The sequence below is a fragment of the Streptomyces sp. NBC_00353 genome, from assembly GCF_036108815.1.
In the GTDB taxonomy this organism is placed as follows: domain Bacteria; phylum Actinomycetota; class Actinomycetes; order Streptomycetales; family Streptomycetaceae; genus Streptomyces.
Genome location: NZ_CP107985.1, coordinates 5,981,049 through 6,005,118 on the forward strand (window position 1 = coordinate 5,981,049; position 24,070 = coordinate 6,005,118).

Genomic DNA, 24,070 nt, shown 5'->3' on the forward strand with positions numbered 1-24,070 from the left:
AACGGGCACCTGTGAATCTCTCGTATGTTCATATATGAGTACAAAGTTAACCGGACGCTCATCTTCCGCCCATGGGTACCGGTTATGGTTGCGCGCATGACTCAGTCGCACCCCAGGATCAGCAAGGCTGTCATTCCGGCCGCAGGGCTAGGCACCCGCTTTCTGCCGGCCACCAAAGCCACTCCCAAAGAGATGCTGCCTGTCGTCGACAAGCCCGCGATCCAGTACGTCGTCGAAGAAGCGGTCGCGGCCGGCCTCTCCGACGTACTCATGATCACAGGCCGCAACAAGCGGCCCCTCGAGGACCACTTCGACCGCAATTACGAACTGGAGTCCGCGCTCACCCGCAAGGGAGACGCCGACCGGCTCCAGAAGGTCCAGGAGTCGAGTGACCTCGCCACCATGCACTACGTCCGCCAGGGCGACCCGCGCGGCCTCGGCCACGCCGTGCTGTGCGCCGCACCGCACGTCGGCGACCAGCCGTTCGCGGTCCTCCTCGGTGACGACCTGATCGACCCGCGCGACCCGCTGCTCGCCCGCATGGTCGAGGTCCAGGAGCGCGAGGGCGGCAGCGTCGTCGCGCTGATGGAGGTCGAGCCGGAGCAGATCCATCTGTACGGCTGCGCGGCCGTCGACGCCACCACGGACGGCGATGTCGTCAGGGTCACCGGGCTGGTCGAGAAGCCCGATCCGGCGGACGCGCCCAGCAACCTCGCCATCATCGGCCGCTACGTCCTCGACCCCGCCGTCTTCGACATACTGCGCAGGACCGAGCCGGGCCGCGGCGGCGAGATCCAGCTCACCGACGCCCTGCAACTGCTCGCCGAGGACGAGAAGATCGGCGGCCCCGTGCACGGCGTTGTCTTCAAGGGCCGCCGCTATGACACCGGTGACCGGGGCGACTACCTCCGCGCCATTGTCAGACTCGCGTGCGAACGTGAGGACCTGGGCCCGGACTTCCGGACCTGGCTCCGCAGTTTCGTCACCGAGGAGATGTAACACGTTGAGCAGCCCGATCTGGTCGGTGGACGAGCACCTGGAGGACATCCTCGCCGCGGTACGGCCGCTCGAACCCATCGAGCTCCAACTGCCCGAGGCCCAGGGCTGCGTCCTCGTCGAGGACGTCGTGGTGGAGATCGCCCTGCCGCCCTTCGACAACAGCTCGATGGACGGTTACGCGGTCCGCGTCGCCGATCTCGAGGGCGCCAGCGAGGAGTTCCCCGCGGTGCTCACGGTCATCGGTGACGTCGCGGCGGGCAGCGACGGACTCTCCGGTGACCAGACCGTCGGCCCCGGCGAGGCCGCCCGCATCATGACCGGCGCCCCGCTGCCGGCCGGTGCGGAAGCCGTCGTGCCGGTCGAGTGGACCGACGGCGGTACGGGCGGCGGCCCGGCGGACACCATGCGCGCCCACAGCCACGCCCCGCAGGACTCGGGCGGCGAGGTCCGCGTCCATCGCCCCGTCGCGGCCCGCGCCCATGTCCGGGCCCGCGGCAGCGATGTGCAGCCCGGCGATCTGGCCCTGCGGGCCGGTTCGGTCATCGGGCCGCCGCAGATCGGGCTGCTCGCCGCGATCGGCCGCTCCACCGTGAAGGTGCGGCCCCGGCCGCGTGTCGTCGTCATCTCCACCGGCAGTGAACTGGTGCAACCGGGTGAGAAACTGACGGGTGGTCAGATCTACGACTCGAACAGCTTCGCGCTGACGGCTGCCGCGCGCGACGCGGGAGCCATCTCCTACCGGGTCGGCGCCGTCACCGACGACGCCGACATGCTCCGCGCCACGATCGAGGACCAGCTGATCCGCGCCGACATCGTCGTCACCACGGGCGGCGTCAGCGTCGGCGCGTACGACGTGGTCAAGGAGGCCCTGTCCTCCGTCGGCGACGCGGACGAGCCGGGCAGCGGCATCGAGTTCCGCAAGCTCGCCATGCAGCCGGGCAAACCGCAGGGCTTCGGCTCGATCGGCCCGGAGCACACACCGCTGCTGGCACTGCCGGGCAACCCCGTCTCGTCGTACGTCTCGTTCGAGCTGTTCGTGCGGCCCGCGATCCGCACGCTGATGGGCCTGAAAGACGTGACCCGCCCGACGGTCCGCGCCACGCTGAAGACCGACCGGACACTCAGCTCGCCGTCCGGCAAGCGTCAGTTCCTGCGCGGCACGTACGACGCCGAGAAGGGCACCGTCACCCCCGTCGGCGGCTCCGGATCGCATCTGATCGCCGCCCTCGCCCAGGCGGACGCGCTGATCGTGCTGCCCGAGGACGTCACCTCCGCGGAGTCCGGCACGGTCACCGAGGTGATCCTGCTCCGCTGAACGCGACCCGGTGGCGGTACGGTGTCTGCCGCTGTGCCTTACCGGGGGACACCCCCCGGACCCCCGGCCGCACTCCGGTGCAGGCCGAGCGGGCAACCGGCGCCCTACCGCTAGGCGGAGTTCAGTGAGTACGCAGAACAGGCTGACGCATCTCGACGAGGCGGGTGCGGCCCGGATGGTCGACGTGTCCGAGAAGGACGTCACCGCGCGCGTCGCCCGCGCCAGCGGCCGGGTCCTCGTCTCGCCGCGCGTCGTCGAACTGCTCCGTGGCGAGGGAGTTCCCAAGGGCGACGCCCTCGCCACCGCCCGTATCGCCGGGATCATGGGCGCCAAGCGCACTCCCGAGCTGATCCCGCTCTGTCACCCGCTCGCCGTCTCCGGCGTGAAGGTCGACCTGAGCGTCGCCGACGACGCGGTGGAGATCCTCGCCACGGTGAAGACGACGGACCGCACCGGCGTCGAGATGGAGGCCCTGACGGCCGTCTCGGTCGCCGCGCTCACTGTGATCGACATGATCAAGGCGGTCGACAAGAGCGCGGTCATCACGGATGTCCGGGTCGAGTCGAAGTCCGGTGGCAAGTCGGGCGACTACCGGCGCTCCGTGCCGAAGGGCGAGAACGCATGACGGCGCCCGAGGCCGACCCGTCCGGCGGGCCGGACGGGACGGCGGCGTCCGGCGGCGAGCGTGCGGCGTCGCCGCCGGAGCCGCGCGTACAGGGCGCGCCCCTCGACGGTGCGCCGCCCGCCCCCCGTACCGCGCTCGTCGTGACCGCGTCGAACCGCGCCTCGGCCGGTGTCTACGCCGACCGGGGCGGCCCCCTGATCGTCGAGGCGCTCGCCGCGCTCGGCTTCGCCGTCGACGGGCCGCAGGTCGTCCCCGACGGTGACCCCGTCGAGCGGGCCCTGCGGGCCGGGGTGGCCGCCGCGTACGACGTCATCGTCACCACCGGCGGTACGGGCATCTCACCGACCGACCGCACCCCCGAGGCCACCCGCCGCGTCCTCGACCACGAGATCCCCGGCATCCCCGAGGCGATCCGTGCCGAGGGCCGCGACAAGGTCCCCACGGCCGCGCTCTCCCGCGGCCTCGCCGGAGTCGCCGTCCGCACCCTCATCGTGAACCTGCCGGGCTCCACCGGCGGGGTGCGCGACGGCCTCGCCGTCCTCGAACGCCTTCTGGTGCACGCCGTCGATCAGCTCCGCGGCGGCGACCACCCCCGACCCGGGAGCCCGAGCTGAACGTCCCGACCTGGCCGGTGATCCTGACGGACGGCGCGATCGCCCTCCGGCCGATAAAGCTGCGCGACCAGCGCGAGTGGCGGGAGGTCAACCGGCGCAACCGCGACTGGCTGCGCCCCTGGGAGGCGACCGTCCCCCCGCCCGGCCCGGGCGGTCCGGTGGCCCGGCGCCCCACTTACCGTCAGATGGTCCGCCATCTGCGCTCCGAGGCGAACGCCGGCCGGATGCTGCCCTTCGCCATCGAGTACGAGGGGCGCCTGGTCGGGCAGTTGACGGTCGCCGGGATCACCTGGGGATCGATGTGCTCGGGGCATGTCGGCTACTGGGTGGACCAGGACGTGGCAGGTCGCGGTGTCATGCCGACCGCGGTCGCTCTCGCCGTCGATCACTGCTTCCGGTCCGTCGGACTGCACCGCATCGAGGTGTGCATTCGGCCCGAGAACGGGCCCAGCCGAAGAGTCGTGGAGAAACTCGGATTCCGCGAGGAAGGGCTGCGTCCACGTTATCTCCACATCGACGGTGCCTGGCGGGACCATCTGATCTTCGCGCTCACCGCGGAGGAGGTGCCCGACGGGCTGCTCCGGCGCTGGCACCAGGCACGACGACCCGGAACGCCGCGTTAAATAAAATGAATGTTCGAAATTGATCGCCGCGTGACCGCTAACCAACGCGCAAACGCCGACTGTTGATCCGAACAATCACAAAAAAAGTCCTTGATATCAGCCAGATCGTGCGACACACCGGGCCAATTGGCGGATGCCTCCGTGCAAACCCCTCTACGGTGTGAGACGTGAGCAGCAGCGGCCTCATCTATGCAGTCATCGTCGGGGCCTGGGCCGCCTACTTGGTGCCGATGTGGCTCCGCAGGCAGGACGAGCTCAATGAAGCCCGCCCGACCGAACGCTTCAGCACCGCCATCCGGCTGCTGTCCGGACGGGCGGCGATGGAGCGCCGGTACGCCAAGGAACTGCGGGAGCGCACCACCGAGGAGGCGGGGCCCGACGTCGACCCGGACGTGGGCACGGAGCGAGTGGATTCCGTGGACGTCCGGGCCTTCGCCGCGCCTCCGGCGCATACCGAAGCCCGTGTGCACGACCCGGTACGCGCACCGGAGCGTGCGGCTTCCACGGCGCAGGCGTCCCAGGGTTCCCAGGAGCGGCAGGCCCAGGAGGGACCGGCGCACGCGTCTGTGCCCGTACCCGCGCGGCGCGCCCGTCCCGGTGGGATCGATGCGGAGCGCGCCCGGCGTGCCCAGCGCTCGCAGGTGCTGGCGCGCCGTCGGCGCACCACCTCGGTCCTTTTCCTCGCCTTCACCCTCGGCGCGGTCGTCGCGGCGGTCGGCGGCCTCCACTTCCTGTGGGCGCCCGCGGTGCCTGCCGTGCTGCTGAGCACGTACATCGTGCATCTGCGCGCCCAGGAACGGCGCAGGTTCGCCTTCACCATGGACCGGCGCAGGGCGGAGGTGGCGGCGCAGCACCTGCGCGAGAACCGCCACCGCAGGCACCAGCCCGCGGCCACGGCCCCCGCCGAGCCCGACGAGGAGCCCGAAGCGCGCCACCCCGAGCCCGAGCCCGCCCCCACGGTCTCCCCGCAGGAAGCGGGCCGCCGCGCGCTGGTCGAGCAGACGGACCACGCGGAATGGGTCGACCAGCAGCGCGAACGCGGCCGGGCCCAGGGCGACAGCTGGGAGCCGGTCCCGGTCCCGCTGCCGACCTACGTCACCGCGCCCGTGGCCCCGCGCGCCACGGGCGGCGTCGAGGTCGGCAACCCGGAGACCTGGAGCGCGGCCCGCTCCAGCACCGCCGAACCGGCACAGCCGGGCACCACGGCTCCCGCCGCACCCCCCGTGGACCCGGCCCCGCGCCAGCGCACCAACCAGTCCCGTCGCACCCGCGACCGCGGCCGGACCCCGCTCTTCGACCAGTACGAGGACGGCGACCGGCCCCGCGCCGCCAACGAGTGAGACCCGCTGCGACGCCGCCCCGGCTGACCAGCGGGGGAGCGGATTTCCGAGCACCGCTCCGAGGATGCTAGAGTTTCACTCGTTGCAAGGGCCTGTGGCGCAGTCTGGTAGCGCACCTCGTTCGCATCGAGGGGGTCTGGGGTTCAAATCCCCACAGGTCCACCGCAGCTCAGAGCCCCTACCGGGGAAACCCGGTAGGGGCTCTTTGGCGTCGTGCGGCAGCGAGGTGCAGCGACTGTGTCTGATCTTGTGCACCCAGGCGGACCGTCGCAGCAGCCGACCGCGCGGCGAAGGCTCGGGGACAGAAGGAGCCCCTGGCCGGCGGTGACACCGGCCAGGGGCTCCTTGAGGCGATCCGGCTACGTCAGCCGTCGGACTCCGACGACGGGATGTAGGCGCCCGGCACGTCCTTCGGCGCGAAGATCTTGTTCTCGCCGGGGTACGGCTTCTTCCACTCGTGCGTCTCGTACCACGTGAAGTGGTTCATCTGCGCGGGATTCGCGAAGTCGGGCTTGGCGTCGGGTCCGGTCAGCCGCTGCTTCGACTTCCAGTCCGCCCACTTCGCCGCGAGAGCCTGCTTGTCCGCCGGCACCTTCGCCGACGGCGCAGGCGCTGCACCGGGGTTCTGCGGCGCCGGGGTGTCCAGGCCGCAGGCAGGCGGGGTCGCCAGACCCGCGGTCAGCGAGGTCCGGTTGGGCAGCGCCGTGAACGGCGTGAAGTCCGCCTTCTTGGTGAACGCCCCACGCATCGGGCTGGCCGCGCTGTCCTTCTGGTTCATCGGGTGGATCCCGAGGATCTGCTCGATGGTCCGGATCATCGTGATCTGCGAGTAGTAGTGGCTGTCGACGGTGTCGTGCTGGGCCCAGGGGCTGATGATCTGGATCGGGGCTCGGTGGCCGTCGACGTGGTCGAGGCCGGCCTGGGAGTCGTCCTCGACCACGAAGATCGCGGAGTCCTTCCAGTACGGGCTGTGCGAGATCGTGTCGACCATCTTGCCCACCGCGAGGTCGTTGTCCGCGACCTGAGCGGCCGCGTTCGCCGGACCACCGGTGTGGTCGCTGGAGAGCCAGAACATGTTCAGGTTCGCCGGCCCGTTCTTCTCGAAGTCACGCTTCCAGATCTCGGACCGGTAGACGTCCGGGACGCTGGTGTCGAACTTCGGGAAGCCGGACACCGACACGTCGTTGAGCGACGGGATCGGCGAGGACGAGTTCAGCTTGTAGGCGGTGTCCTGACCGGTCGCGGCCATGTTCTTGGAGTCGCAGTACAGGTTCTGCCAGCTCGCGCCCGACGGCTTGGTCAGGAACTGCTGGAACTCACCGAAGTCCCGCACGGACTTGCCGGCCGCCTGCGCACCGGTCCAGATGAAACCGGTCCGCTGGTGGCCGAGAGCGTCGTCCTCGGTGTCGTAGCTGCGCGCGTACTCACCGGCCGAGGACTCGGTGTACTCCGGGTTGTCGGCCTGCATCAGCCAGTTGTGCCCCTCGGCGGAGTTCGTGCCGATGTCGTACGTGTTGTCGTACAGCCCGAACTGCTTGGTCAGCGCGTGCTGGTTCGGCGTCACGTTCTCGCCGAACTGCGCCAGCGACGGGTCACCGTTGCCCTGCGGGATGTCACCGAAGACCTGGTCGTAGGTCCGGTTCTCCTTGACGATCAGGAAGACGTGCTTGATCGTCGAGGGGTCGCCGAGCCGCTGCGGGACCGGCACCGGCTTCGGGTGGCCCTTGCCCTTGCCCTTGCCCTTGGTCAGCGTGACCGCGCCGCCGTTCCAGCCGTTCTGCTTGAAGACCTTGGCCGTCTCGGACTTGATGACGCGGTCGTTCGGCAGCGTGAACCGCTGCACGCTCGACGTCGTGTCGTGGGTGCCGTGCCCGGCGCTGTTGGTGGGGCGACGGGCGTCGATACCACGGGTGTTGGAGACCAGCACCTCGTTGCCGACAGTGGCGATCTCTGCGGGGAAGTAGTCCGTCGGGAGCAGACCGACGTAGCTGACCGGCTCCTGCGGGGTCGTGTACCGGTAGACGGCGACCGCGTTGGCGCGGCCGAGCGTCACCAGCAGGTGACCGTCGTCGGTGAGCGTCACCGCGTCGGGCTCGTAGCCCACCGACGCCTCGGGCCACGGCTGGGTGGCGACGGTCTGCACGACCTTGTTTCTGGCGGTGTCGATGACCGACACGTCGTTGGTGGCGGTGTTGGTGACGAAGAGCGCCCCGTGCCTGGCGTACAGGGCGGTCGGGTGCAGACCGACGTCGATGCTCGCGACGGCAGCGGCCGGGTTCGCCAGGTCGATGACGCTGACCGTGCCGGTGGTGGTGGCAGCGGTCACCGGGCTGGCCGGCACCTGGGTGTTGTAGGAGTTGATCGTGGTGTCGCCGGGCTTCGCCGGACGCCCGCCCTCGTTGCTGACGTAGAGCTTGGTGCCGACCTTCACCATGTCACGCGGGGCGTTGCCCACCGCCCAGCTCTGCTGGACGGCCCCGGTCGCCGCGTCGATGGCGACCACCCGGTTCTGGCCGTTGACGGCGGAGTACACGGTGGAGCCGTCGGGCGAGAACACCGCCTCACCCACCAGCGCGTGCCTGGGCCCGTCCACCGGGATCTTGACGGACGTCGGGTTGGCGACACTGCCGTCCGGGTTCACGGTGAACTTGGTGTAGCCGTCGGTCTGGCCCAGCCACAGCTGCGAACCGTCGGGCGAGTACGTGGGGCCTTCCTGGCCCACGTCGTTGCCGCTGATGCGTGGGTTCGCCGACGCGGAGTTGCCGACGAGTTGCTGCACCTTCCAGCTCTTCAGGTCCACGATGGACAGTGCCATCCCACCGTCGGTGACCGAGGCCGCGAGGTGGGTGCCGTCCGGGCTGACCGAGGACGACATGATCTTGCCGTTGTTCACGACGAGACGGTCGCCGAACGGGGCGATGTACTGGTCGCTGGAGATGACCTGGCCCTGATCGGTGATCTGGCCGACCTGGTCGGTGCCGAACTGGTGCGTCTGGGCAAAAGCGGTGCCGGCGGCGACGACGGCGAGAGCGGTGATGCCTGCCGTTGTCAGAGGTATCCGGCGGCCGATGCGTCCAGCGAGAAAGCCGGAATGCTCCTTCTCGACACGCCTGCGGCGTGTTACCTGCATGGAGTTATCCCTTCGGGGTGGTGGAGAGCAGCTCGACGTTGCCGTCGAACTGCCAGAGCGGGTTCGGTGCGTCTCCGATCGGGGTCCGGACCAGGAAGTAGCCGTTCACTTCCTTCGGTCCGTCGCCATCGGCCATGAACCGCCCGTCTGCGGTGACGTCGAGCTGGTAGATGGCTGTCCCCGCGGCCTCGACGCCGGGGAGATGCCAGGAGACGACGCAGCGCCAGTCGTTGCCCGGCCCCTGGCCGGCGACCTGGCCGCCGCCCTTGGTGCACGCCGCCGTGGTCCTCAGCTGGGCTTCGGTGACGTCGGGGCGGTTGAGCTGCTCGGTCTGCATGCGGTAGAGGTGGGCGAATGCCGTGGCGACCGACCGCTGCACCTTGTCCTGCTCGATTCCGGAACCCAGGGACGGGGTCGCCCCGGCGACGACCGCGACCGTGGCGGCGACCAGTCCGACCAGCGGCAGGAGTCCGGTGGTGATCGCGCGGCGCCCGGAGCCGTCGTAGCTCGGGTTGGTGAAATCGCGCCGCAGGAAGAGCCGGTAGGCCAGCGCGGTCGCGGTCACGGCCCACACCAGGCTGACCACGATGCCGGTCAGGAGCGGGCCGAGCTGTGCCGGGCCGGTGAACAGACCGTTCCAGGCGATGAAGGCGTAGCTGGGCAGGGCGAGGCGTACGGCAACGGGCAGCGGCAGCATCTGGGCGAGCTGCATCGCGAGCGCGACGAGCGCGGGCAGCAGCAGTCCCATCGGTGACCGCCCCAGCGTGACGGACCCGAGTAGTCCGATCGCGGCGAGGGCAAGGGTCGGGGCGAGTACGCAGACCCAGGCGAGCAGGACATTGCCGGCGGCGTCCGCCGGGGTCAGCAGGTGGCCGTCGAGGCCGACCAGCGGCTGGTTGCCGACCGCCACGACCCCGCCGGCCGCGCTGGAACAGGCCAGCCCGGCCACGAGCAGCAGGATGACGGTGAGGCTGGCCAGTGCCTTCGCTGCGAAGATCCGTCGAGGCGACCGGACCGCCACGAGCAGGTGGCGCCAGGTGCCGAGCCGGTCCTCGGAGGCGAACACGTCGCCGGCGACCACCGAGGTCAGCAGCGGGAGCGCCCAGGTGCCCGCGAAACCGAGTATCACCAGCGGTCCGGCCCACCCCGTGGCGTGCATCCAGCGACCGAAGAGGGTGTCGACGGGGAGCGTGCCCTGCTGGCTGACGGCGGCGACGAAGAGCGCCGGCACGATCCAGCAGGCGAGGACCAGCAAGCGGATCCGCCATTGCGAGACCAGCTTGACCAGCTCGAAGCGGTAGCCGCGCGGAATCGAGACGCGGCGGGCACTGGCAACGTTGTCGTGGGCGAGGGTCGCGGTCATCGGCCGGCCTCCTGCTGCTCGGTGAGGGCGAGGAACGCTGCTTCGAGCGGCGACACCACGGGTGCGAGCTCGCGCAACGCGAGGCCCGCGCGGACGAGCTGCACCACGAGTTCGTCGAGGGCCGGCATCAGGGCGCGCACGACGAGTACCTCGGCGTCGTTCCGTGCCCCGGTGTCGTCGACGACCCGGATCCCGGCCGTGTCGGCAGCCAGCCGTCGGGCGGCCTGCGGATCGGAGGTCAGCAGCCGGTAGTCGAGTTCACGGTTCTCCGCGGCCAGCTTGCTCAACGGGCCGGAGAAGACGACCCGTCCGGTGGCGAGGATGGTGACCTCGGAGCAGAGCGCCTCGAGGTCGTCCATGCGGTGGCTCGAGAGCACGACGCCGGTCCCGTCCGTCGCGAGCCGGCTGAGGACCCCGTGGACCTGTTTCTTTCCTGCCGGGTCGAGGCCGTTGGAAGGTTCGTCGAGCACGAGCAGCCGGGGCTTGGTGAGCAGGGCGGCGGCGAGGCCGAGTCGCTGACGCATGCCGAGGGAGAAGCCGCGGGTACGGTCGTCGGCGACATCGGTGAGCCCGACCTGGTCGAGCACGTCGTCGATCCCCGTTGTCCGCGCGTCGTGGCCGCGCAGAGCGGCCAGCGCGGCAAGGTTCTGCCGAGCGGTGAGTGAGGGATAGAGACCGGGCCCGTCCACGAAGCCGGCGACACCGTCGGGAGCGGCGAGCGCCCGCCCGACCGGCGTACCCAGGATCTCGAGGCGGCCGCTGTCGGCGACGGCCAGGCCCAGCAGAAGGCCGAGCAATGTCGTCTTGCCGGCGCCGTTCGGTCCGACCAGGCCGTGGATCTGCCCCTGCGCCACATCCAGATCGATGCCGTCGAGTGCGACGACGTCGCCGAAACACTTGGTGATCCCACGAGCCCGGGCCGCGAGGAGTGTGTCCATGAGTTCCTTCTTTCGAAAGCCTCAAGAAACTTAGGGGCGGCACACAACGCAGGCAGGGACAGCTGGTTGAACGTTGACGGAACGGGAGGTGGTCGGGGTCCGCGGCGCCGATTGCCGGTGGTCCGTAACTCACGGCTCGTCACAGCCACCGCCGTCCAGGCCTCCGGCCCCGGCTGATCGCGCGGAGAACAGTGGTCCGTACAACGGTCGAACTCCGCTTCGCCTAGGCTGTTTTCGATCGCCCCGCCCACCAGGTGCTCCCCTCGTGGTGACCTCGCGGCAGGACGAGCCGCAGTTTCCCGCCCGCGATTCCCGTACGGAGGAGCGTCCTGTGACGGCCGGCCCGCTCAACCCCCAGATCGACACCAGCAAACCCCACCCGGCGCGCGTCTACGACTGGTTGCTCGGCGGCAAGGACAATTACCCGGTCGATCAGACGGTGGGGGAGAAACTGCCCCCGGAGGCGCGGGCCAATGCGGCGCGGAACCGGGCATTCATGCACCGGGCCTCCGCCTGGCTGGCGCACCGGGGCGTCGATCAGTTCCTCGACGTCGGGACCGGTATTCCCACCTCGCCGAACCTGCACCAGATCGTCCAGGCGATCATGCCCACGGCCCGGATCGTCTACGCGGACAACGACCCCATCGTTCTGCGTCATGCGGAGGCGCTGCTCGTCAGCAGCCCCGAAGGGGCCACCGACTACATCCACGCGGATGTGCGGAAGCCGGAGCTGATCCTCGAACGAGCCCGTGAACTGCTGGACTTCGACAGGCCCATCGCCCTGTCCCTGATCGCGCTCATGCATTTCCTGCCCGACGACCAGGACCCGTACGGCATCACCCGCACCCTGGTGGACGCCCTGCCGTCGGGCAGCTATCTGGTCCTGTCGCACGGTACGGCCGACCAGCATCCGGAGCTACGCGCCGAGACCGAGGCCGCGTACAAGAAGGGCGCCATCGCGCTGCGGATGCGCACGCGCAGTGAGGTCGAGCCGTTCTTCGACGGTCTGGACCTCATCGCGCCGGGGCTGGTGCCGGCTGCGGAGTGGTACCAGGAGGAGCCGGCTCCGGAGAACGAACGGAGCGGATTCTACGTGGGTGTTGCGCGCGTGAAGTGAGCGGAGCAGGTGGTGTCGATGCCCTTCGGCGGACGCGCCCGGACCTCTTTCTCCGCGTGGCTGCACAGCAGTTCGCCATGGTGGTCGAACGGGGTGGCCGCCCGGATGCCGTTGAGGCGGACGCCGGCCACGCGATGGCCGGAGCCGGGTACCGTCCGGGATGATCGCAGGGGCGTAAGGAACGGCGAACCCAGGGGGATCGGCATGGAGTTCAGCACGAAGAGCGGCACCACCATCGCGTACGACGACCGGGGACCCTCCGACGGTCCGGCCGTCGTTCTCGTCCACGGTCATCCGTTCAACCGGACGATGTGGAACCCGCAGGCCGAAGCGGTGGAGCGGGCCGGTCACCGGGTGATCGTGCCGGATCTGCGCGGATACGGGGAGAGCACCGTGGTGCCGGGCCGGGCCCTGCTCGCGGACTTCGCCGACGACATCGCCGCGCTCCTCGACCATCTCGGTGTCGAACGGGCCGCGGTCGCCGGCCTGTCCATGGGCGGACAGATCGCCATGGAGTTCCATCGCCTGCACCGCGCCCGGGTCTCCGCGCTGGTCCTCGCCGACACCTCCCCGGTCGCCGAGACCGAGGACGGCAAGGCCTTCCGCAACCGGATGGCCGACCGGCTGCTCGCCGAGGGTCTGGACGGGTACGCGGACGAGGTGATCGACAAGATGATCGCCCCGTACAACGTCACCGGGCTGCCGGACGTCGCCGCGCACGTCCTCGCCATGATGCGCACGACCGCTCCCGAAGGGGCTGCGGCGGCTCTGCGGGGCCGGGCCGAGCGGCCCGACTACCGGGAGTCGCTCGCCGGGGCCGAGGTGCCGGTGCTGATCGTGGTGGGTGCGGACGACACGTACACGCCGGTCGCGGACGCCGAGGCCATGCACCGGCTGATTCCGCAATCCGCGCTCGTCGTCGTCGACCGCGCCGGGCACCTGCCGAACCTGGAGCGGCCGGAGCGGTTCAACGCCGCGCTGCTCGGGTTCCTCGGAAGGCTCTAGACCAGGGCAGAAGCCTGGATCACGACTCCTGGAGCGGTTTGGCGAAGCAGAGGCTGCTCTCGTAGGTGCGGTAGTAGCCGAACTTCTCGCAGGGGGTGTAACCGCTGGAGGTGTACAGCGCGATGGCCTCCGGTTGCTGGTTGCCGGTCTCCAGCACCATCCGGGTGCGGCCCGCCGCCCGTGCGTCCGCTTCGAGGGCGGCGAGGATACGGCGGGCCAGACCCTGTCCGCGGCCATCCCGGGTCACGAACATCCGCTTGAGCTCGGCGTCGCCGTCGGAGTAGCCCTCGTCGTTCCGGTCCTGCGTGCGCCAGCCGCCGGTGGCGACCGGTGTGCCCGACTCGTCGTAGGCGAGCAGATACAGACCGTTCGGCGGCCGGAACATCGACGGGTCGAGCGGTGTGACATCGCCCTCGTCCCCGTAGCGCTCGGCGTACTCGAGCTGCACCTCGTCGTTGAGTTTGACGGCGTCGGGGTGGTCGAAGGACCGGGACTGGATATACATGCGGAACATGGTACATGTATGCGGCACCTGGTAATCGGTATTGTGCCGGGATGCTCACCGTGACCAGCGTAAATGTGAACGGACTCCGCGCCGCCGCGAAGAAGGGCTTCATCGAGTGGCTGGCGCAGACCGACGCCGATGTGATCTGCCTGCAGGAGGTGCGGGCCGAGCCGCAGCAGCTTGCCGCGGAGGTGCGTGAGCCCGACGGCTGGCACACCGTGCACGCACCCGCCGCCGCCAAGGGGCGGGCCGGGGTCTCGCTCTACACACGCCGGGCGCCGGAGCGGGTGCAGATCGGGTTCGGCGGGTTCGGGGACGCCGGGAGCGAGGAGTTCGACGACAGCGGCCGGTACGTCGAGGTCGACCTGCCCGGTGTGACGGTGGCGAGCCTGTATCTGCCCTCCGGTGAGGTCGGCACGGAGCGGCAGGACGAGAAGGAGCGCTTCATGGGCGCGTTCCTGTCGTACCTCAAGGGGCTCAGGGTGCGGGCCGCGGCCGACGGCCGCGAGGTGCTGGTGTGCGGTGACTGGAACATCGCCCACCAGGAGGTCGACCTGAAGAACTGGAAGGGCAACAAGAAGAACTCCGGCTTCCTGCCGGAGGAGCGGGAGTGGCTGACCCGGGTCTTCGACGAGGCCGCATACGTCGATGTGGTGCGGGCGCTCCACCCGGACGAGGAAGGGCCGTACTCCTGGTGGTCCTACCGGGGGCGGGCCTTCGACAACGACACGGGCTGGCGCATCGACTACCAGGTGGCCACGCCCGGTCTCGCCGGGCGTGCGGTGAAGGCGTGGGTCGAGCGGGCCGCCACGCATGGCGAGCGGTGGAGCGACCACGCGCCGGTGACGGCCGTCTTCAACCTGTGAGGGTGCGGCGGTAGCTGCTGCCGTCCTTGGGGCGGGTCAGCAGGCCCGCCACCACCAGATAGCGGCGCAGCGCCGAGTAGTCGTCGTGCACCGTCAGCAGTGCCTCGTTGACCTCGCGCTCGCTGTACGTGCGGTCCGGCTCGAACAGCGTCCGGGTGAGGTGCACGAGCAGCTGTTCGCGGCGGGCCGGCTTGCGGGGGATCGCGGTCAGCCGACCGCGGGAGAACAGGGCGGCGACCCCGTGTGAACTGCTCGGATCGTTGTCAGGCATGGGCGGAAGCCTGACGCACGGGGCGGGTGCGGGCAATGCAATTTCGGGTGACGGCTCCGAGGGTGACGGCTGCGAGGGCTACGTCTCCGGCATCTTCGGCTCCGAGGGCTTCGGCCGGGTGCCGTCGTCGCGGCGCAGCCTGCGGTCGAAGGCCATCGAGAGTTCCGCGTCCACCACCGCGCGGGCGAGCGGGCGGAGTTGGGCCGGTTCGGCCTCGGTGGAGTGGGCCCGCATCACCCCGACGAAGAGTTCGGCGAGCGCGTCCGCGTGTTCGCGGACCCGGCGGCCCGCCGAGAGCACCGTGGAGAGCGGCACCCCTTCCCGTACCAACTCCGCCGACACCTCCAGGAGGCGGCGGCTGATGTGCACGATCTCGTCGCCGTCGGTGGCGAGATATCCGAGGTCCAGGGCGGCGGCGAGGTTCTCCGGGGTGACCTCGCCCTCGAAGTAGTCCGCGAGCTGTTCGGGCGTGAGGCGGACCGGGGTCTCCTCGGTCGGTTCGCCCAGCCCCAGCACCTCGGCGACATCGCGGCCGCTCTCGAACGTCCGGGCCAGATCGGCGATTCCGGTGAGGGTGTGGCCGCGCTCCAGCAGGCCGGCGATCGTCCGCAGTCGCGCAAGGTGATGGTCGTCGTACCAGGCGATGCGTCCCTCCCGGCGCGGTGGCGCGATCAGTCCGCGCTCCCGGTAGAAGCGCACGGTCCGTACGGGGATGCCGGCCTCCCTGGCCAGCTCCTCCATGCGGTATTCGCGGTGCTCGCGTCCTTCAGCCACAACGGCACCCTATGTTGTACCGTCGGTAACTTTCCCTTGCCCGACCCCTACCCATCGGTACGGAGCTGCTCTACTCTCCCCACAATGCCAGTGATTGCTGGCAGAGTCGTGTGACGTACCGCGGGAGGCGGCAGCATGGCCCAGCACGAGCATGTACGAGTGGCGGTGATCGGATCCGGATTCGGGGGCCTGGGGGCCGCGGTCCGGCTGCGCCGCGAAGGCATCACCGACTTCGTCGTCCTGGAACGCGCCGACTCCGTCGGCGGCACCTGGCGCGACAACAGCTATCCGGGCTGTGCCTGCGACGTACCGTCCCACCTCTACTCGTTCTCGTTCGCCCCCAACCCGGAGTGGCCGCGCACCTTTTCCGGGCAGGAGCACATCCGCGCCTACCTGGAGCGCGTCGCCGACACCTTCGGGCTGCGTCCGCACATCAGGCTGGGTCACGAAGTGACGATGATGCGGTGGGACGACGACGAGCTGAACTGGACGATCGAGTCCGCGAACGGGACCACGATCGTCGCCGATGTCGTCGTCTCCGCGACCGGCCCGCTCTCCGACCCGAAGATGCCGGACATCCCCGGTCTCGCCGACTTCCCCGGCAAGGTCTTCCACTCGGCCCGCTGGGACCACGACTACGACCTGACCGGCAAGCGCGTCGCCATGATCGGCACCGGCGCCTCCGCCATCCAGATCGTGCCGTCGATCCAGCCGAAGGCCGGGAAACTGACCCTGTTCCAGCGCACCCCGCCGTGGGTCATGCCACGCATGGACCGCAGCATCAGCGGTGCCGAGCGGTGGCTGCACCGCACGCTGCCGTTCACCGGCGCCGCGCGCCGCGGACTGCTGTGGGGCATAAGGGAGTTGCAGGTCAGCGCCTTCACCAAGCACCCGAACGAGCTCGGTCTCGTCGAGAGGATAGCCAGGTCCAACATCGCCCGGGCCATCAAGGATCCGGCGCTGCGGGCCAAGCTGACCCCCTCGTACCGCATCGGCTGCAAGCGGATCCTGCTCTCCAGCGCCTACTACCCGGCTCTCGCCCAGCCCAATGTGGATGTGGTCGCCTCCGGGCTGACGGAGGTGCGCGGCTCCACCGTCGTCGCCGCCGACGGTACGGAGACCGAGGTCGACGTGATCATCTTCGGCACCGGCTTCCATGTGACGGACATGCCGATCGCCGACCGGGTCGTCGGCGCGGAGGGCATCACGCTCGCCGAGTCCTGGAAGGACGGCATGCAGTCGCTGCGGGGCGCCACCGCTGCGGGCTTCCCCAACTGGATGACGATCATCGGCCCCAACACCGGGCTGGGGAACTCCTCCATGATCCTGATGATCGAGTCCCAGCTGAACTACATGGCGGACTATCTGCGCCAGCTGGACATCCTCGGCGGACGGGCCGCGCTCGGTGCGCGGAGGTCGGCGGTCGGGGCATGGAACCGGCGGGTCCAGGAGCGGATGAAGCGGACCGTCTGGAACACCGGCGGCTGCACCAGCTGGTACCTGGACGCCAACGGGCGCAACACCACGGTCTGGCCGGGGACGACAGGTGAGTTCCGCCGGGCGACACGGACGGTGGACCTCGGGGAGTACGAGGTCATCCGGCCCCGGAAGGCTGATGCCGCCGAGGCCGTCGTCGCCCGGAAGTCCGCCGCCGGGAAGGCCGTTGCCGAGGAGGTCGCGCGATGAGCCGGCTGCTGCGACGCGAGGACGTCCCGCCGGTGCCCGCGCGCGAACTGACCGCCGTCTCCGCCGACGGCTCCCGCATCCACGTCGAGGTGTACGGGCCGGACGGCGCCCCCGCGGTGGTGCTGGCGCACGGCTGGACCTGCAACACCCACTTCTGGGCCGCGCAGATCCGGGACCTGGCGGTGGACCACCGGGTCGTCGCCTACGACCAGCGCGGACACGGACGTACGCCCGCGGTCGGTCCCGAGGGATACAGCACCGACGCGCTCGCCGACGACCTCGAAGCGGTGCTGGCCGCCGCTCTCGCCCCCGGCGAGCAGGCGGTGCTCGCCGGGCACTCCATGGGCGGCATGACGCTGATGGCCGCCTCGCGGCGGGCCGGGCTGCGTGAGCACGCGGCAGCCGTACTGCTGTGCAGCACCGGCAGTTCGCGGCTGATCGCCGAGTCGCTCGTCGTGCCGATGCGGGCCGGCGCCGTCCGGACCCGGATGACCCGCGCGATCCTCGGGGCGCGGGCCCCGCTCGGGCCGGTCACACCCGTCTCGAAGCGGATTCTCAAGTACGCGACGATGGGCGCCGGTTCGGCGCCGGAGCGGGTCGAGTCCTGTGCCAGGATCGTGCACGCCTGTCCGCGGGCGTCGCGGGTCGCCTGGGGGCATGTGCTCGCGGAACTCGATCTCGACGCGGGGGTACGGGAGTTGCGGGTGCCCACGGCGGTGATCGCCGGCACGGAGGACCGGCTGACACCGCCCGTCCACGCCCGTGCCCTCGTGGCCGCGCTGCCCGACTGTCTGGGGCTGACCGAGCTGGCGGGCATGGGCCACATGACACCGGTGGAGGCGCCGGAGGTGGTCACCGCGAAAATCCGGGAACTGGTCGCCGGGTATGTCACCCCTGTCACCGGCACGGTCGGTGGCAGTGTTGAGGAGGAGGTCGTATGAGCGGCAGGCGCAGTCTCGAAGGGCAGGTCGTGGTCGTCACCGGCGCGGCGCGCGGCGTGGGCGAACTGCTGGCCCGCAAGCTCTCGGCGCGCGGTGCGAAGCTGGCGCTGGTCGGCCTGGAGCCGGACGAGCTGAAGAAGGTCTCCGAGCGGCTGCACTCGGAGAGCGACCACTGGTACGCGGACGTCACCGACCATGTGGCGATGGCGCAGGTCGCGCAGGAGGTGAAGGAGCGGTTCGGCAAGGTCGATGTCGTCGTCGCCAATGCGGGGGTCGCCTCGGGCGGGCCGTTCGTCGACTCCGACCCGGATTCGTGGCGGCGGGTCATCGAGGTCAATCTGATCGGTGGCGCGGTGACGGGGCGGGCGTTCCTGCCCGTACTGATGGAGAGCCGCGGGTACTTCCTGCAGATAGCGTCGCTCGCCGCGATCACTCCGGCGCCGATGATGACCGCGTACTGCGCGTCGAAGTCGGGCGTGGAGGCGTTCGCCCACAGCCTGCGGGCGGAGGTCGGCCACCGGGGAGTGAAGGTCGGCGTCGGCTATCTGTCCTGGACGGACACCGACATGGTGCGGGGCGCCGACGAGGACGACGTCATGCGGGAGTTGCGGCAGCGGCTGCCGTGGCCGGCGAACCGTACGTATCCGCTGGGCCCGGCGATCGACCGGATCGTGGCCGGCATCGAACGGCGTTCCGCGCATGTGTACGCGCAGTGGTGGCTGCGGGGCATGCAGTCGGTACGGGGCTACCTGCCGGCGGTCATCGGGGTGGTCGGGCAGCGGGAGATGAAGCGGTTCGGACCGCGGCTGGAGGGCGTGAGCAAGGGGCTCGTGGGGGCCGGGGGTGCGGCGGACGAGAGTGCGCGGGGCGTGGGAGGAGCGGGGGGTGCGCGGGATGCGGGCACTCAGCGTGACTGATCGAAATGCGTGGGATGTCCTGCCGTGTAAGTCTGGTCGAGGCCCCTACGGGGCCACCCCCAAGCACCCCACTAGGAGTGAACAGCATGGGTATCGCAGACCAGTTCAAGGACAAGGCGCAGGAGCTCGCCGACCAGGCGAAGAAGAATGTCGGCGACAAGAAGGGCGACGCGCGGCAGCGGTCGTCGTCCGAGGCGTCGGAGCGCGGGCGTGACAGGGCCCAGAACACGTCGCGGAACGCGGCGCGGGGCACGCACGACCGGGTCGACGACGAGTCTTGACTTGATCGTTGGTGACCTGCGCGGAGGCGTGGTTTGAGGCTTCGCGCGGATGAGGGGCGCGCCCGGGAGACCGGGCGCGCCTTTCGCGTGTGCGGGGTTTCCTTCCCCACCCCGCCCCTTCCCGAATCCGGGGGCGAGCCCCTGGCCCCCCTCGTCCTCAATCGCCGGACGGGCTCACATTGCCGACGCCGGACGGTTTCACAAGCCGGCGTCGGCGGGCGGGATCACACATTGCCGTCGAGGGACGGGGGTCACGAGCCTTCGTCGGCGGGCGGTTTCGCAAGCTGCGGTCGTCGGTGGGTTCACAAATCGCCATCGGCGGACAGGCGTCACGAGCTGTCGTCGACGGGCGGTTTCGCAAGCTGCGGTCGTCGGTGGGTTCACACATTGCCGTCGAGGGACGGGGGTCACGAGCCTTCGTCGGCGGGTGGTTTCGCAAGCTGCGGTCGCCGGGTGGGCTCACAAATCGCCGTCGGGGGACGGGGGTCACGAGCTGTCGTCGGCGGGCGGTCTCGCAAACTGCGGTCGCCAGGTGGGTTCACACATTGCATTGCCGTCGCTGGACGACGGTCACGAGCTTGCCGTCATCGGACGGAGTTTGCGAACTGCCGTCGTCGTGGGCTCACATCGCCCGCCGACCGCCCTCGAAGCCGGCGCGGGCAATCAGCCCGTCCGGCGGTTGAGGGCAAATCGTGGAGTCGGGTTCCCGCGCCGCGTCACCTCGGTGGCAGGGGCGGGCGTACCCGGTCCGGCACGGTTTCGTACGTGGGCGGGGTGGCGGCCGGCTGGGTCTTCAGGAGGTCCAGCGCCACGTGCACCGCGTCGTCCAGCACCGCGTGGCGGCCCTCCGCCCAGTCCAGCGGGGTGCGCAGGGCCTCCAGGTCCGGTTCCACGCCCCGGTTCTCCACCGACCAGCCGTACTCGTCGAACCAGGCCGCATTCATCGGCACCGTGATCACCGTGCCGTCGATCAGCCGGTGCCGGCCGGTCATGCCGACCACGCCGCCCCACGTCCGCTGACCCACGACCGGGCCCAGCTCCAGCAGCCGGAACGCGGCGGTGATCATGTCGCCGTCGGAGGATGTCGCCTCGTCGGCGAGGGCCACCACCGGGCCCCGGGGGGCGTTGGAGGCGTACGAGACCGGCTGGGCGTTGCGGGTCAGGTCCCAGCCGAGGATCGTGCGGGTCAGTTTCTCGACCACCAGCTCGCTGATGTGACCGCCCGCGTTGCCGCGTACGTCGACGATCAGGGCGGGGCGGGAGACCTCCAGACGCAGGTCCCGGTTGAACTGGGCCCAGCCCGAGCCGCCCATGTCGGGGATGTGCAGGTAGCCGCACTTGCCGCCGCTCAGTTCGCGTACGACTTCGCGGCGTTTGGCCACCCAGTCCTGGTAGCGCAGCGGCCGCTCGTCGATCAGGGGAACGATCGCGACGCGTCGCGCCGGGCCCTCGCCCTCGCCGGGCTGGAAGGTGAGTTCGACCGTGGTGCCGCCCGCCGCGGAGAGGAGGGGGTAGGGGCCTGCGACGGGGTCCACCGGGCGGCCGTCGACATGGGTGAGGATCGCGCCCTCGCGGATGCCGGTGCCGGCGAGCGGTGAACGGGCCTTGGAGTCCGAGGAGTCGCCGGGCAGGATCCGCCGGACCACCCAGGCTCCGTCCCGGCACACCAGGTTCGCGCCGAGCAGTCCGATCGGCCGCTGGTAGTGCGGCGGGCCCTCGTTGCGGCGGGCGGGTGCCACGTACGCGTGCGAGGTGCCCAGTTCGCCGAGCACCTCGCGCAGCAGGTCGGCGAACTCGTCGGGCGTCGCCACCCGTTCGACCAGCGGCCGGTACTGGTCGAGCACGCCCTCCCAGTCGATGCCGCACATGTCCGGCTCCCAGAAGTAGGCGCGGATGATGCGGCCCGCCTCCCCGTACGCCTGCCGCCATTCCGCCGGCGGGTCGACGTCGTGCAGGATCCGTCGCAGGTCGAGGTAGACCGTCGAGTCGCTGTCGCCGGCCTCGGTGGCCGGTACGGCCCGCAGTTCGCCGTCGTCCATGACGACGAGCCGTGTCGCGTCGCCGCTGACGGCGAACCAGTCGAGATGGCCGACGAGTTCGGTCTTCCTGGCCTTGGTGATGTTGAAGTGTTCGAGGGTGGGACGACCCGAGGTGTCGGCCGGGTTGACGAACGTCTCGCCGAGCGCGCCGGAGATCGGCCAGCGCAGCCAGACGAGCCCGCCGCCGCTGACCGGATGGAGCGCCGAGTACTTCGACGCGGTGACCGGGAACGGTGTCACCCGGTTCTCCAGCCCCTCGAACTCGACCGTGACCGTGGCCCCTTCGACCGGAGTCGCTTCCGGAGCGTCGACCGGGTCGAGGCCGCCCGCCGCCGGGCGCCCTTCCGGTGAGAGAGCGAACGGGGACGGGGTGGCCGAGGAGAGCGGCACCAGGTACGGGCGGCAGCCGAGCGGGAAGGAGAGGTCGCCGGTGTGGACGTCGTACACCGGGTCGAAGCCGCGCCAGGAGAGGAACGCGAGGTACCGGCCGTCTTCCGTGAACACCGGGTTCTCGTCCTCGAAGCGGCCGTTGGTGACATCGACGATCACCGGCGCACCGGGCCCCATGATCCGGGCCAGTTTGATCTGCCGCAGCGAGCGGCCGATCCCGGGGTGGGACCAGGTCAGCCAGGCGCCGTCCGGCGAGAACGCCAGATCACGGACGGGGCCGTTGATGGAGCGGATCAGTTCGGTCGGTTCGCCGGTGGACTCCTCGACGGTCTCCAGGAGCAGCAGGCGGCCGTCGTTCGTCGCGATCGCGAGCCGTTCCCCGTCCGGGTCGGAGGTCAACTCCTGGACCCGGCCGATCTGCCCGGAGGCCAGCCGGCGCGGCTCCCGGGGACCAGTGGCGCGCGGCAGGTAGGCGATCTCGATCGCGTCCACACCGTCCGCGTCCGTGACGTACGCGACCTGGCCCATGCTGCCGAGCATCTCGGGCAGCCGGACCCGGACCCCCGGTGTGTCGGTGATCGTGCGGGCCGGCCCGTCGCGGTGGGTGAGCCAGTACAGACTGCCGCGTACCGCGACGGCGCTCGCCCGGCCCGTCTCGTCCACGGACAGCGAGTCGACATGGCTGGCGGCCGGCACCTGGTACGTACGCCGTCCGGCCCGCGGCCCGCCGAGCCGGACCTCCAGCTTCCGCGGCACCGCGTCCGGCGACAGGTCGTCGACCAGCCACACTTCGCCCGCGCACTGGTAGACGACCCGGCGCCCGTCGCTGGACGCGTGCCGGGCGTAGAACGCGTCGTGGTCGGTGTGGCGGCGGAGATCGCTGCCGTCGTGCAGACAGGAGTAGAGGTTGCCGACGCCCTCGTGGTCGGAGAGGAACGCGATTCGCCCGCCGACGAACATCGGTGCGTCCAGATGGCCGCCGAGATCGGGCAGCAGTCGCACGCCGTGCAGCCACAGCCGCCCCATCGCCCCGCCCCGGTACCGCTTCCAGGCGGCCGGTTCGTGCGGCGGCGTGCCGGTGAGCAGCAGCGTGCGCCGCTCGCCGTCGATGTCCGCGACCGCGATGTCGGCGACCGGGCCCCAGGGGAGCTTCCCGCCGGGGGAGCCGTCCGTGGGGACGCTGTAGGCCCAGGAGAAGTACGAGAACGGCTGGGCGTGCGAGGACACGGCGAGGATGTGGGACTGCTCGCCCGGCTCGGGCGTCCAGCCGCGGACCCGGGCGTCGGTGGCCCCCCAGTAGGTGAGCCGGCGGGCCGGCCCGCCCTCGACCGGGGCGAGATGGATCTCGGGGTCGAGGCTGCGCCAGGTCGTGTAGGCGATACGGGTCCCGTCGGGGGAGAAGCGCGGGTGGCTGACCCGGGTCCGGTCGACGGTCACCCGCCACGCCCGTCCGGGCCGGTTGCCCTCCGGGACGAGGGGAGCGACCCAGAGGTCGTCCTCGGCCGCGAAGCAGAGCAGGTCCTCGTGGAGGTGCGGGAAACGGAGATACGCGACGTCGTCACTCACCCCCCAATGCTTTCCGCGCGAGAGGGCCCCGGCAACTCGTGGCGCGGCAAGTTGTGGTGCAGCACACAAGCGAAACGATTTAGTTTCGCTGAGTCGACGAGGTACCGTCGATGTGTACGAAACAGTTTCGTTCGGTTGACTGATGCGCGAGCGACTGACGTACGACCGGGAGAACAGGAGGTCGCACCATGGCACGCACCAGGCTCACGCCCGAGCGCGAGAACGAGATGTACGCCGCGGTGCTCGACCTGTTGGGCGAGGTCGGCTACGACGCCCTGACCATGGATGCCGTCGCCGCCCGCACCCGTTCCAGCAAGGCCACCCTCTACCGCCAGTGGGGGAGCAAGGCGGAGCTGGCCGTCAAGGCGCTGCGGCACAACAAGCCGGGCGGCCTTGCCGAGATCGACACCGGCTCGCTCCGGGGCGACTTCCACGCCGCGCTCGGCCGTGCCGACGACTGTCAGATGGAGAAGGACTCCGCGCTGATGCGGGGCCTGATGCATGCCGTCCACGAGAATCCCGATCTCCACCAAGCCCTGCGCGAGCTGCTCATCGAGCCGGAGATGACCGGCCTCGACACGCTGCTCCGCCGAGCGGTGGACCGGGGTGAGCTGCGTCCGGACAACCCGGCGCTGAAATATGTACCGCACATGCTGATCGGCGCTTTCGCCGCTCGGCAGCTGGTCGAGGACCGCGCCGTCGACCGGGCGTTTCTCATCGACTATGTCGACTCCGTGATCCTCCCCGCTCTCGGCGTCTGACCCC

At 70.4% G+C, this 24,070-nt stretch carries 21 protein-coding genes and 1 tRNA gene; 15 read left to right on the forward strand and 7 right to left on the reverse strand.

From position 1 onward, the window contains the following. Positions 1-96 precede the first annotated feature (96 nt). The 7 genes from galU to OHA88_RS27135 all read left to right on the forward strand — a co-directional run bounded on the left by galU (position 97) and on the right by OHA88_RS27135 (position 5,678). Positions 97-999: a UTP--glucose-1-phosphate uridylyltransferase GalU gene (gene galU / locus OHA88_RS27105; protein WP_328627409.1), complete on the forward strand. Its 903-nt coding sequence runs from the start codon at positions 97-99 to the stop codon at positions 997-999. 4 nt (positions 1,000-1,003) lie between these two features. Continuing rightward, complete coding sequence (gene glp, locus OHA88_RS27110; RefSeq protein WP_328627410.1) at positions 1,004-2,314, forward strand: molybdotransferase-like divisome protein Glp; 1,311 nt, start codon at positions 1,004-1,006, stop codon at positions 2,312-2,314. A 124-nt stretch (positions 2,315-2,438) separates the two neighbouring features. Beyond that, a complete protein-coding gene (gene moaC, locus OHA88_RS27115) occupies positions 2,439-2,939 on the forward strand; it encodes a cyclic pyranopterin monophosphate synthase MoaC (RefSeq protein WP_328627411.1) in 501 nt (166 codons plus the stop codon). Beyond that, positions 2,936-3,553 carry a MogA/MoaB family molybdenum cofactor biosynthesis protein gene (locus OHA88_RS27120; RefSeq protein ID WP_328627412.1) on the forward strand — a complete coding sequence of 206 codons (618 nt, stop codon included), beginning with the start codon at positions 2,936-2,938 and terminating at the stop codon, positions 3,551-3,553. Before moaC ends, OHA88_RS27120 begins: the two co-directional genes overlap by 4 nt. 17 nt (positions 3,554-3,570) lie before the next feature. After that, on the forward strand, positions 3,571-4,176 hold the full coding sequence (locus OHA88_RS27125) for a GNAT family N-acetyltransferase (protein ID WP_326604171.1): 606 nt from the start codon (positions 3,571-3,573) through the stop codon (positions 4,174-4,176). Positions 4,177-4,343: 167 nt separating this feature from the next. Beyond that, positions 4,344-5,516, forward strand: coding sequence for a divisome protein SepX/GlpR (sepX, locus tag OHA88_RS27130; protein ID WP_328627413.1), 1,173 nt, complete (start codon positions 4,344-4,346; stop codon positions 5,514-5,516). An 88-nt stretch (positions 5,517-5,604) separates the two neighbouring features. Further along, positions 5,605-5,678 (forward strand) — tRNA-Ala (locus tag OHA88_RS27135). A 202-nt stretch (positions 5,679-5,880) separates the two neighbouring features. Here OHA88_RS27135 and OHA88_RS27140 read toward each other — a convergent pair. The 3 genes from OHA88_RS27140 to OHA88_RS27150 are packed head-to-tail and all read right to left on the reverse strand — an operon-like array spanning position 5,881 to position 10,947. Further along, complete coding sequence (locus tag OHA88_RS27140; RefSeq protein ID WP_328627414.1) at positions 5,881-8,646, reverse strand: bifunctional YncE family protein/alkaline phosphatase family protein; 2,766 nt, start codon at positions 8,644-8,646, stop codon at positions 5,881-5,883. Between the two features lie 4 nt (positions 8,647-8,650). After that, the gene (locus OHA88_RS27145; protein ID WP_328627415.1) at positions 8,651-10,009 is read right to left on the reverse strand and encodes an ABC transporter permease; all 1,359 of its coding nucleotides are present in this window, start codon (positions 10,007-10,009) and stop codon (positions 8,651-8,653) included. Continuing rightward, entirely contained in the window at positions 10,006-10,947 is a 942-nt protein-coding gene (locus OHA88_RS27150; protein WP_328627416.1) for an ABC transporter ATP-binding protein, read from the reverse strand. Before OHA88_RS27150 ends, OHA88_RS27145 begins: the two co-directional genes overlap by 4 nt. Positions 10,948-11,278: 331 nt before the next feature. Here OHA88_RS27150 and OHA88_RS27155 point away from each other — a divergent pair, with 331 nt between their 5' ends. Together OHA88_RS27155 and OHA88_RS27160 are read left to right on the forward strand one after the other, a co-directional pair. Further along, positions 11,279-12,064, forward strand: a complete 786-nt coding sequence (locus OHA88_RS27155) for an SAM-dependent methyltransferase (RefSeq protein ID WP_328629806.1) — start codon at positions 11,279-11,281, stop codon at positions 12,062-12,064. A gap of 204 nt (positions 12,065-12,268) precedes the next feature. Continuing rightward, positions 12,269-13,069 (forward strand): alpha/beta fold hydrolase, encoded by an 801-nt coding sequence (locus OHA88_RS27160; RefSeq protein WP_328627417.1) that lies wholly within the window; start codon positions 12,269-12,271, stop codon positions 13,067-13,069. A 19-nt stretch (positions 13,070-13,088) separates the two neighbouring features. Here OHA88_RS27160 and OHA88_RS27165 read toward each other — a convergent pair whose 3' ends face one another. After that, positions 13,089-13,574: a GNAT family N-acetyltransferase gene (locus OHA88_RS27165; protein WP_328627418.1), complete on the reverse strand. Its 486-nt coding sequence runs from the start codon at positions 13,572-13,574 to the stop codon at positions 13,089-13,091. Between the two features lie 50 nt (positions 13,575-13,624). Here OHA88_RS27165 and OHA88_RS27170 point away from each other — a divergent pair, with 50 nt between their 5' ends. Further along, entirely contained in the window at positions 13,625-14,440 is an 816-nt protein-coding gene (locus OHA88_RS27170) for an exodeoxyribonuclease III (protein WP_326604164.1), read from the forward strand. Here the strand turns inward: OHA88_RS27170 and OHA88_RS27175 are convergent. Both OHA88_RS27175 and OHA88_RS27180 read right to left on the reverse strand, forming a co-directional pair. Further along, a complete protein-coding gene (locus OHA88_RS27175) occupies positions 14,430-14,711 on the reverse strand; it encodes a DUF2087 domain-containing protein (protein ID WP_267004714.1) in 282 nt (93 codons plus the stop codon). The two genes, OHA88_RS27170 and OHA88_RS27175, sit on opposite strands and share 11 nt — an antisense overlap. 78 nt (positions 14,712-14,789) lie before the next feature. Further along, positions 14,790-15,452, reverse strand: a complete 663-nt coding sequence (locus OHA88_RS27180) for a MerR family transcriptional regulator (protein WP_328629807.1) — start codon at positions 15,450-15,452, stop codon at positions 14,790-14,792. A 168-nt stretch (positions 15,453-15,620) separates the two neighbouring features. Between OHA88_RS27180 and OHA88_RS27185 the strand changes: the two genes are divergently transcribed. The 4 genes from OHA88_RS27185 to OHA88_RS27200 all read left to right on the forward strand — a co-directional run bounded on the left by OHA88_RS27185 (position 15,621) and on the right by OHA88_RS27200 (position 19,310). After that, positions 15,621-17,171 (forward strand): flavin-containing monooxygenase, encoded by a 1,551-nt coding sequence (locus tag OHA88_RS27185; RefSeq protein ID WP_328627419.1) that lies wholly within the window; start codon positions 15,621-15,623, stop codon positions 17,169-17,171. Beyond that, positions 17,168-18,112 carry an alpha/beta fold hydrolase gene (locus OHA88_RS27190; protein ID WP_328627420.1) on the forward strand — a complete coding sequence of 315 codons (945 nt, stop codon included), beginning with the start codon at positions 17,168-17,170 and terminating at the stop codon, positions 18,110-18,112. The genes OHA88_RS27185 and OHA88_RS27190 overlap by 4 nt, the downstream gene beginning before the upstream one ends. Then, on the forward strand, positions 18,109-19,029 hold the full coding sequence (locus OHA88_RS27195; protein WP_328627421.1) for an SDR family oxidoreductase: 921 nt from the start codon (positions 18,109-18,111) through the stop codon (positions 19,027-19,029). The genes OHA88_RS27190 and OHA88_RS27195 overlap by 4 nt, the downstream gene beginning before the upstream one ends. A gap of 86 nt (positions 19,030-19,115) precedes the next feature. Continuing rightward, positions 19,116-19,310 (forward strand): hypothetical protein, encoded by a 195-nt coding sequence (locus tag OHA88_RS27200; RefSeq protein ID WP_326604159.1) that lies wholly within the window; start codon positions 19,116-19,118, stop codon positions 19,308-19,310. Between the two features lie 716 nt (positions 19,311-20,026). Here OHA88_RS27200 and OHA88_RS27205 read toward each other — a convergent pair. After that, positions 20,027-23,305: a S41 family peptidase gene (locus OHA88_RS27205; RefSeq protein WP_328627422.1), complete on the reverse strand. Its 3,279-nt coding sequence runs from the start codon at positions 23,303-23,305 to the stop codon at positions 20,027-20,029. A gap of 188 nt (positions 23,306-23,493) precedes the next feature. Here OHA88_RS27205 and OHA88_RS27210 point away from each other — a divergent pair, with 188 nt between their 5' ends. Beyond that, a complete protein-coding gene (locus OHA88_RS27210; protein WP_328627423.1) occupies positions 23,494-24,066 on the forward strand; it encodes a TetR/AcrR family transcriptional regulator in 573 nt (190 codons plus the stop codon). Positions 24,067-24,070 lie beyond the last annotated feature (4 nt).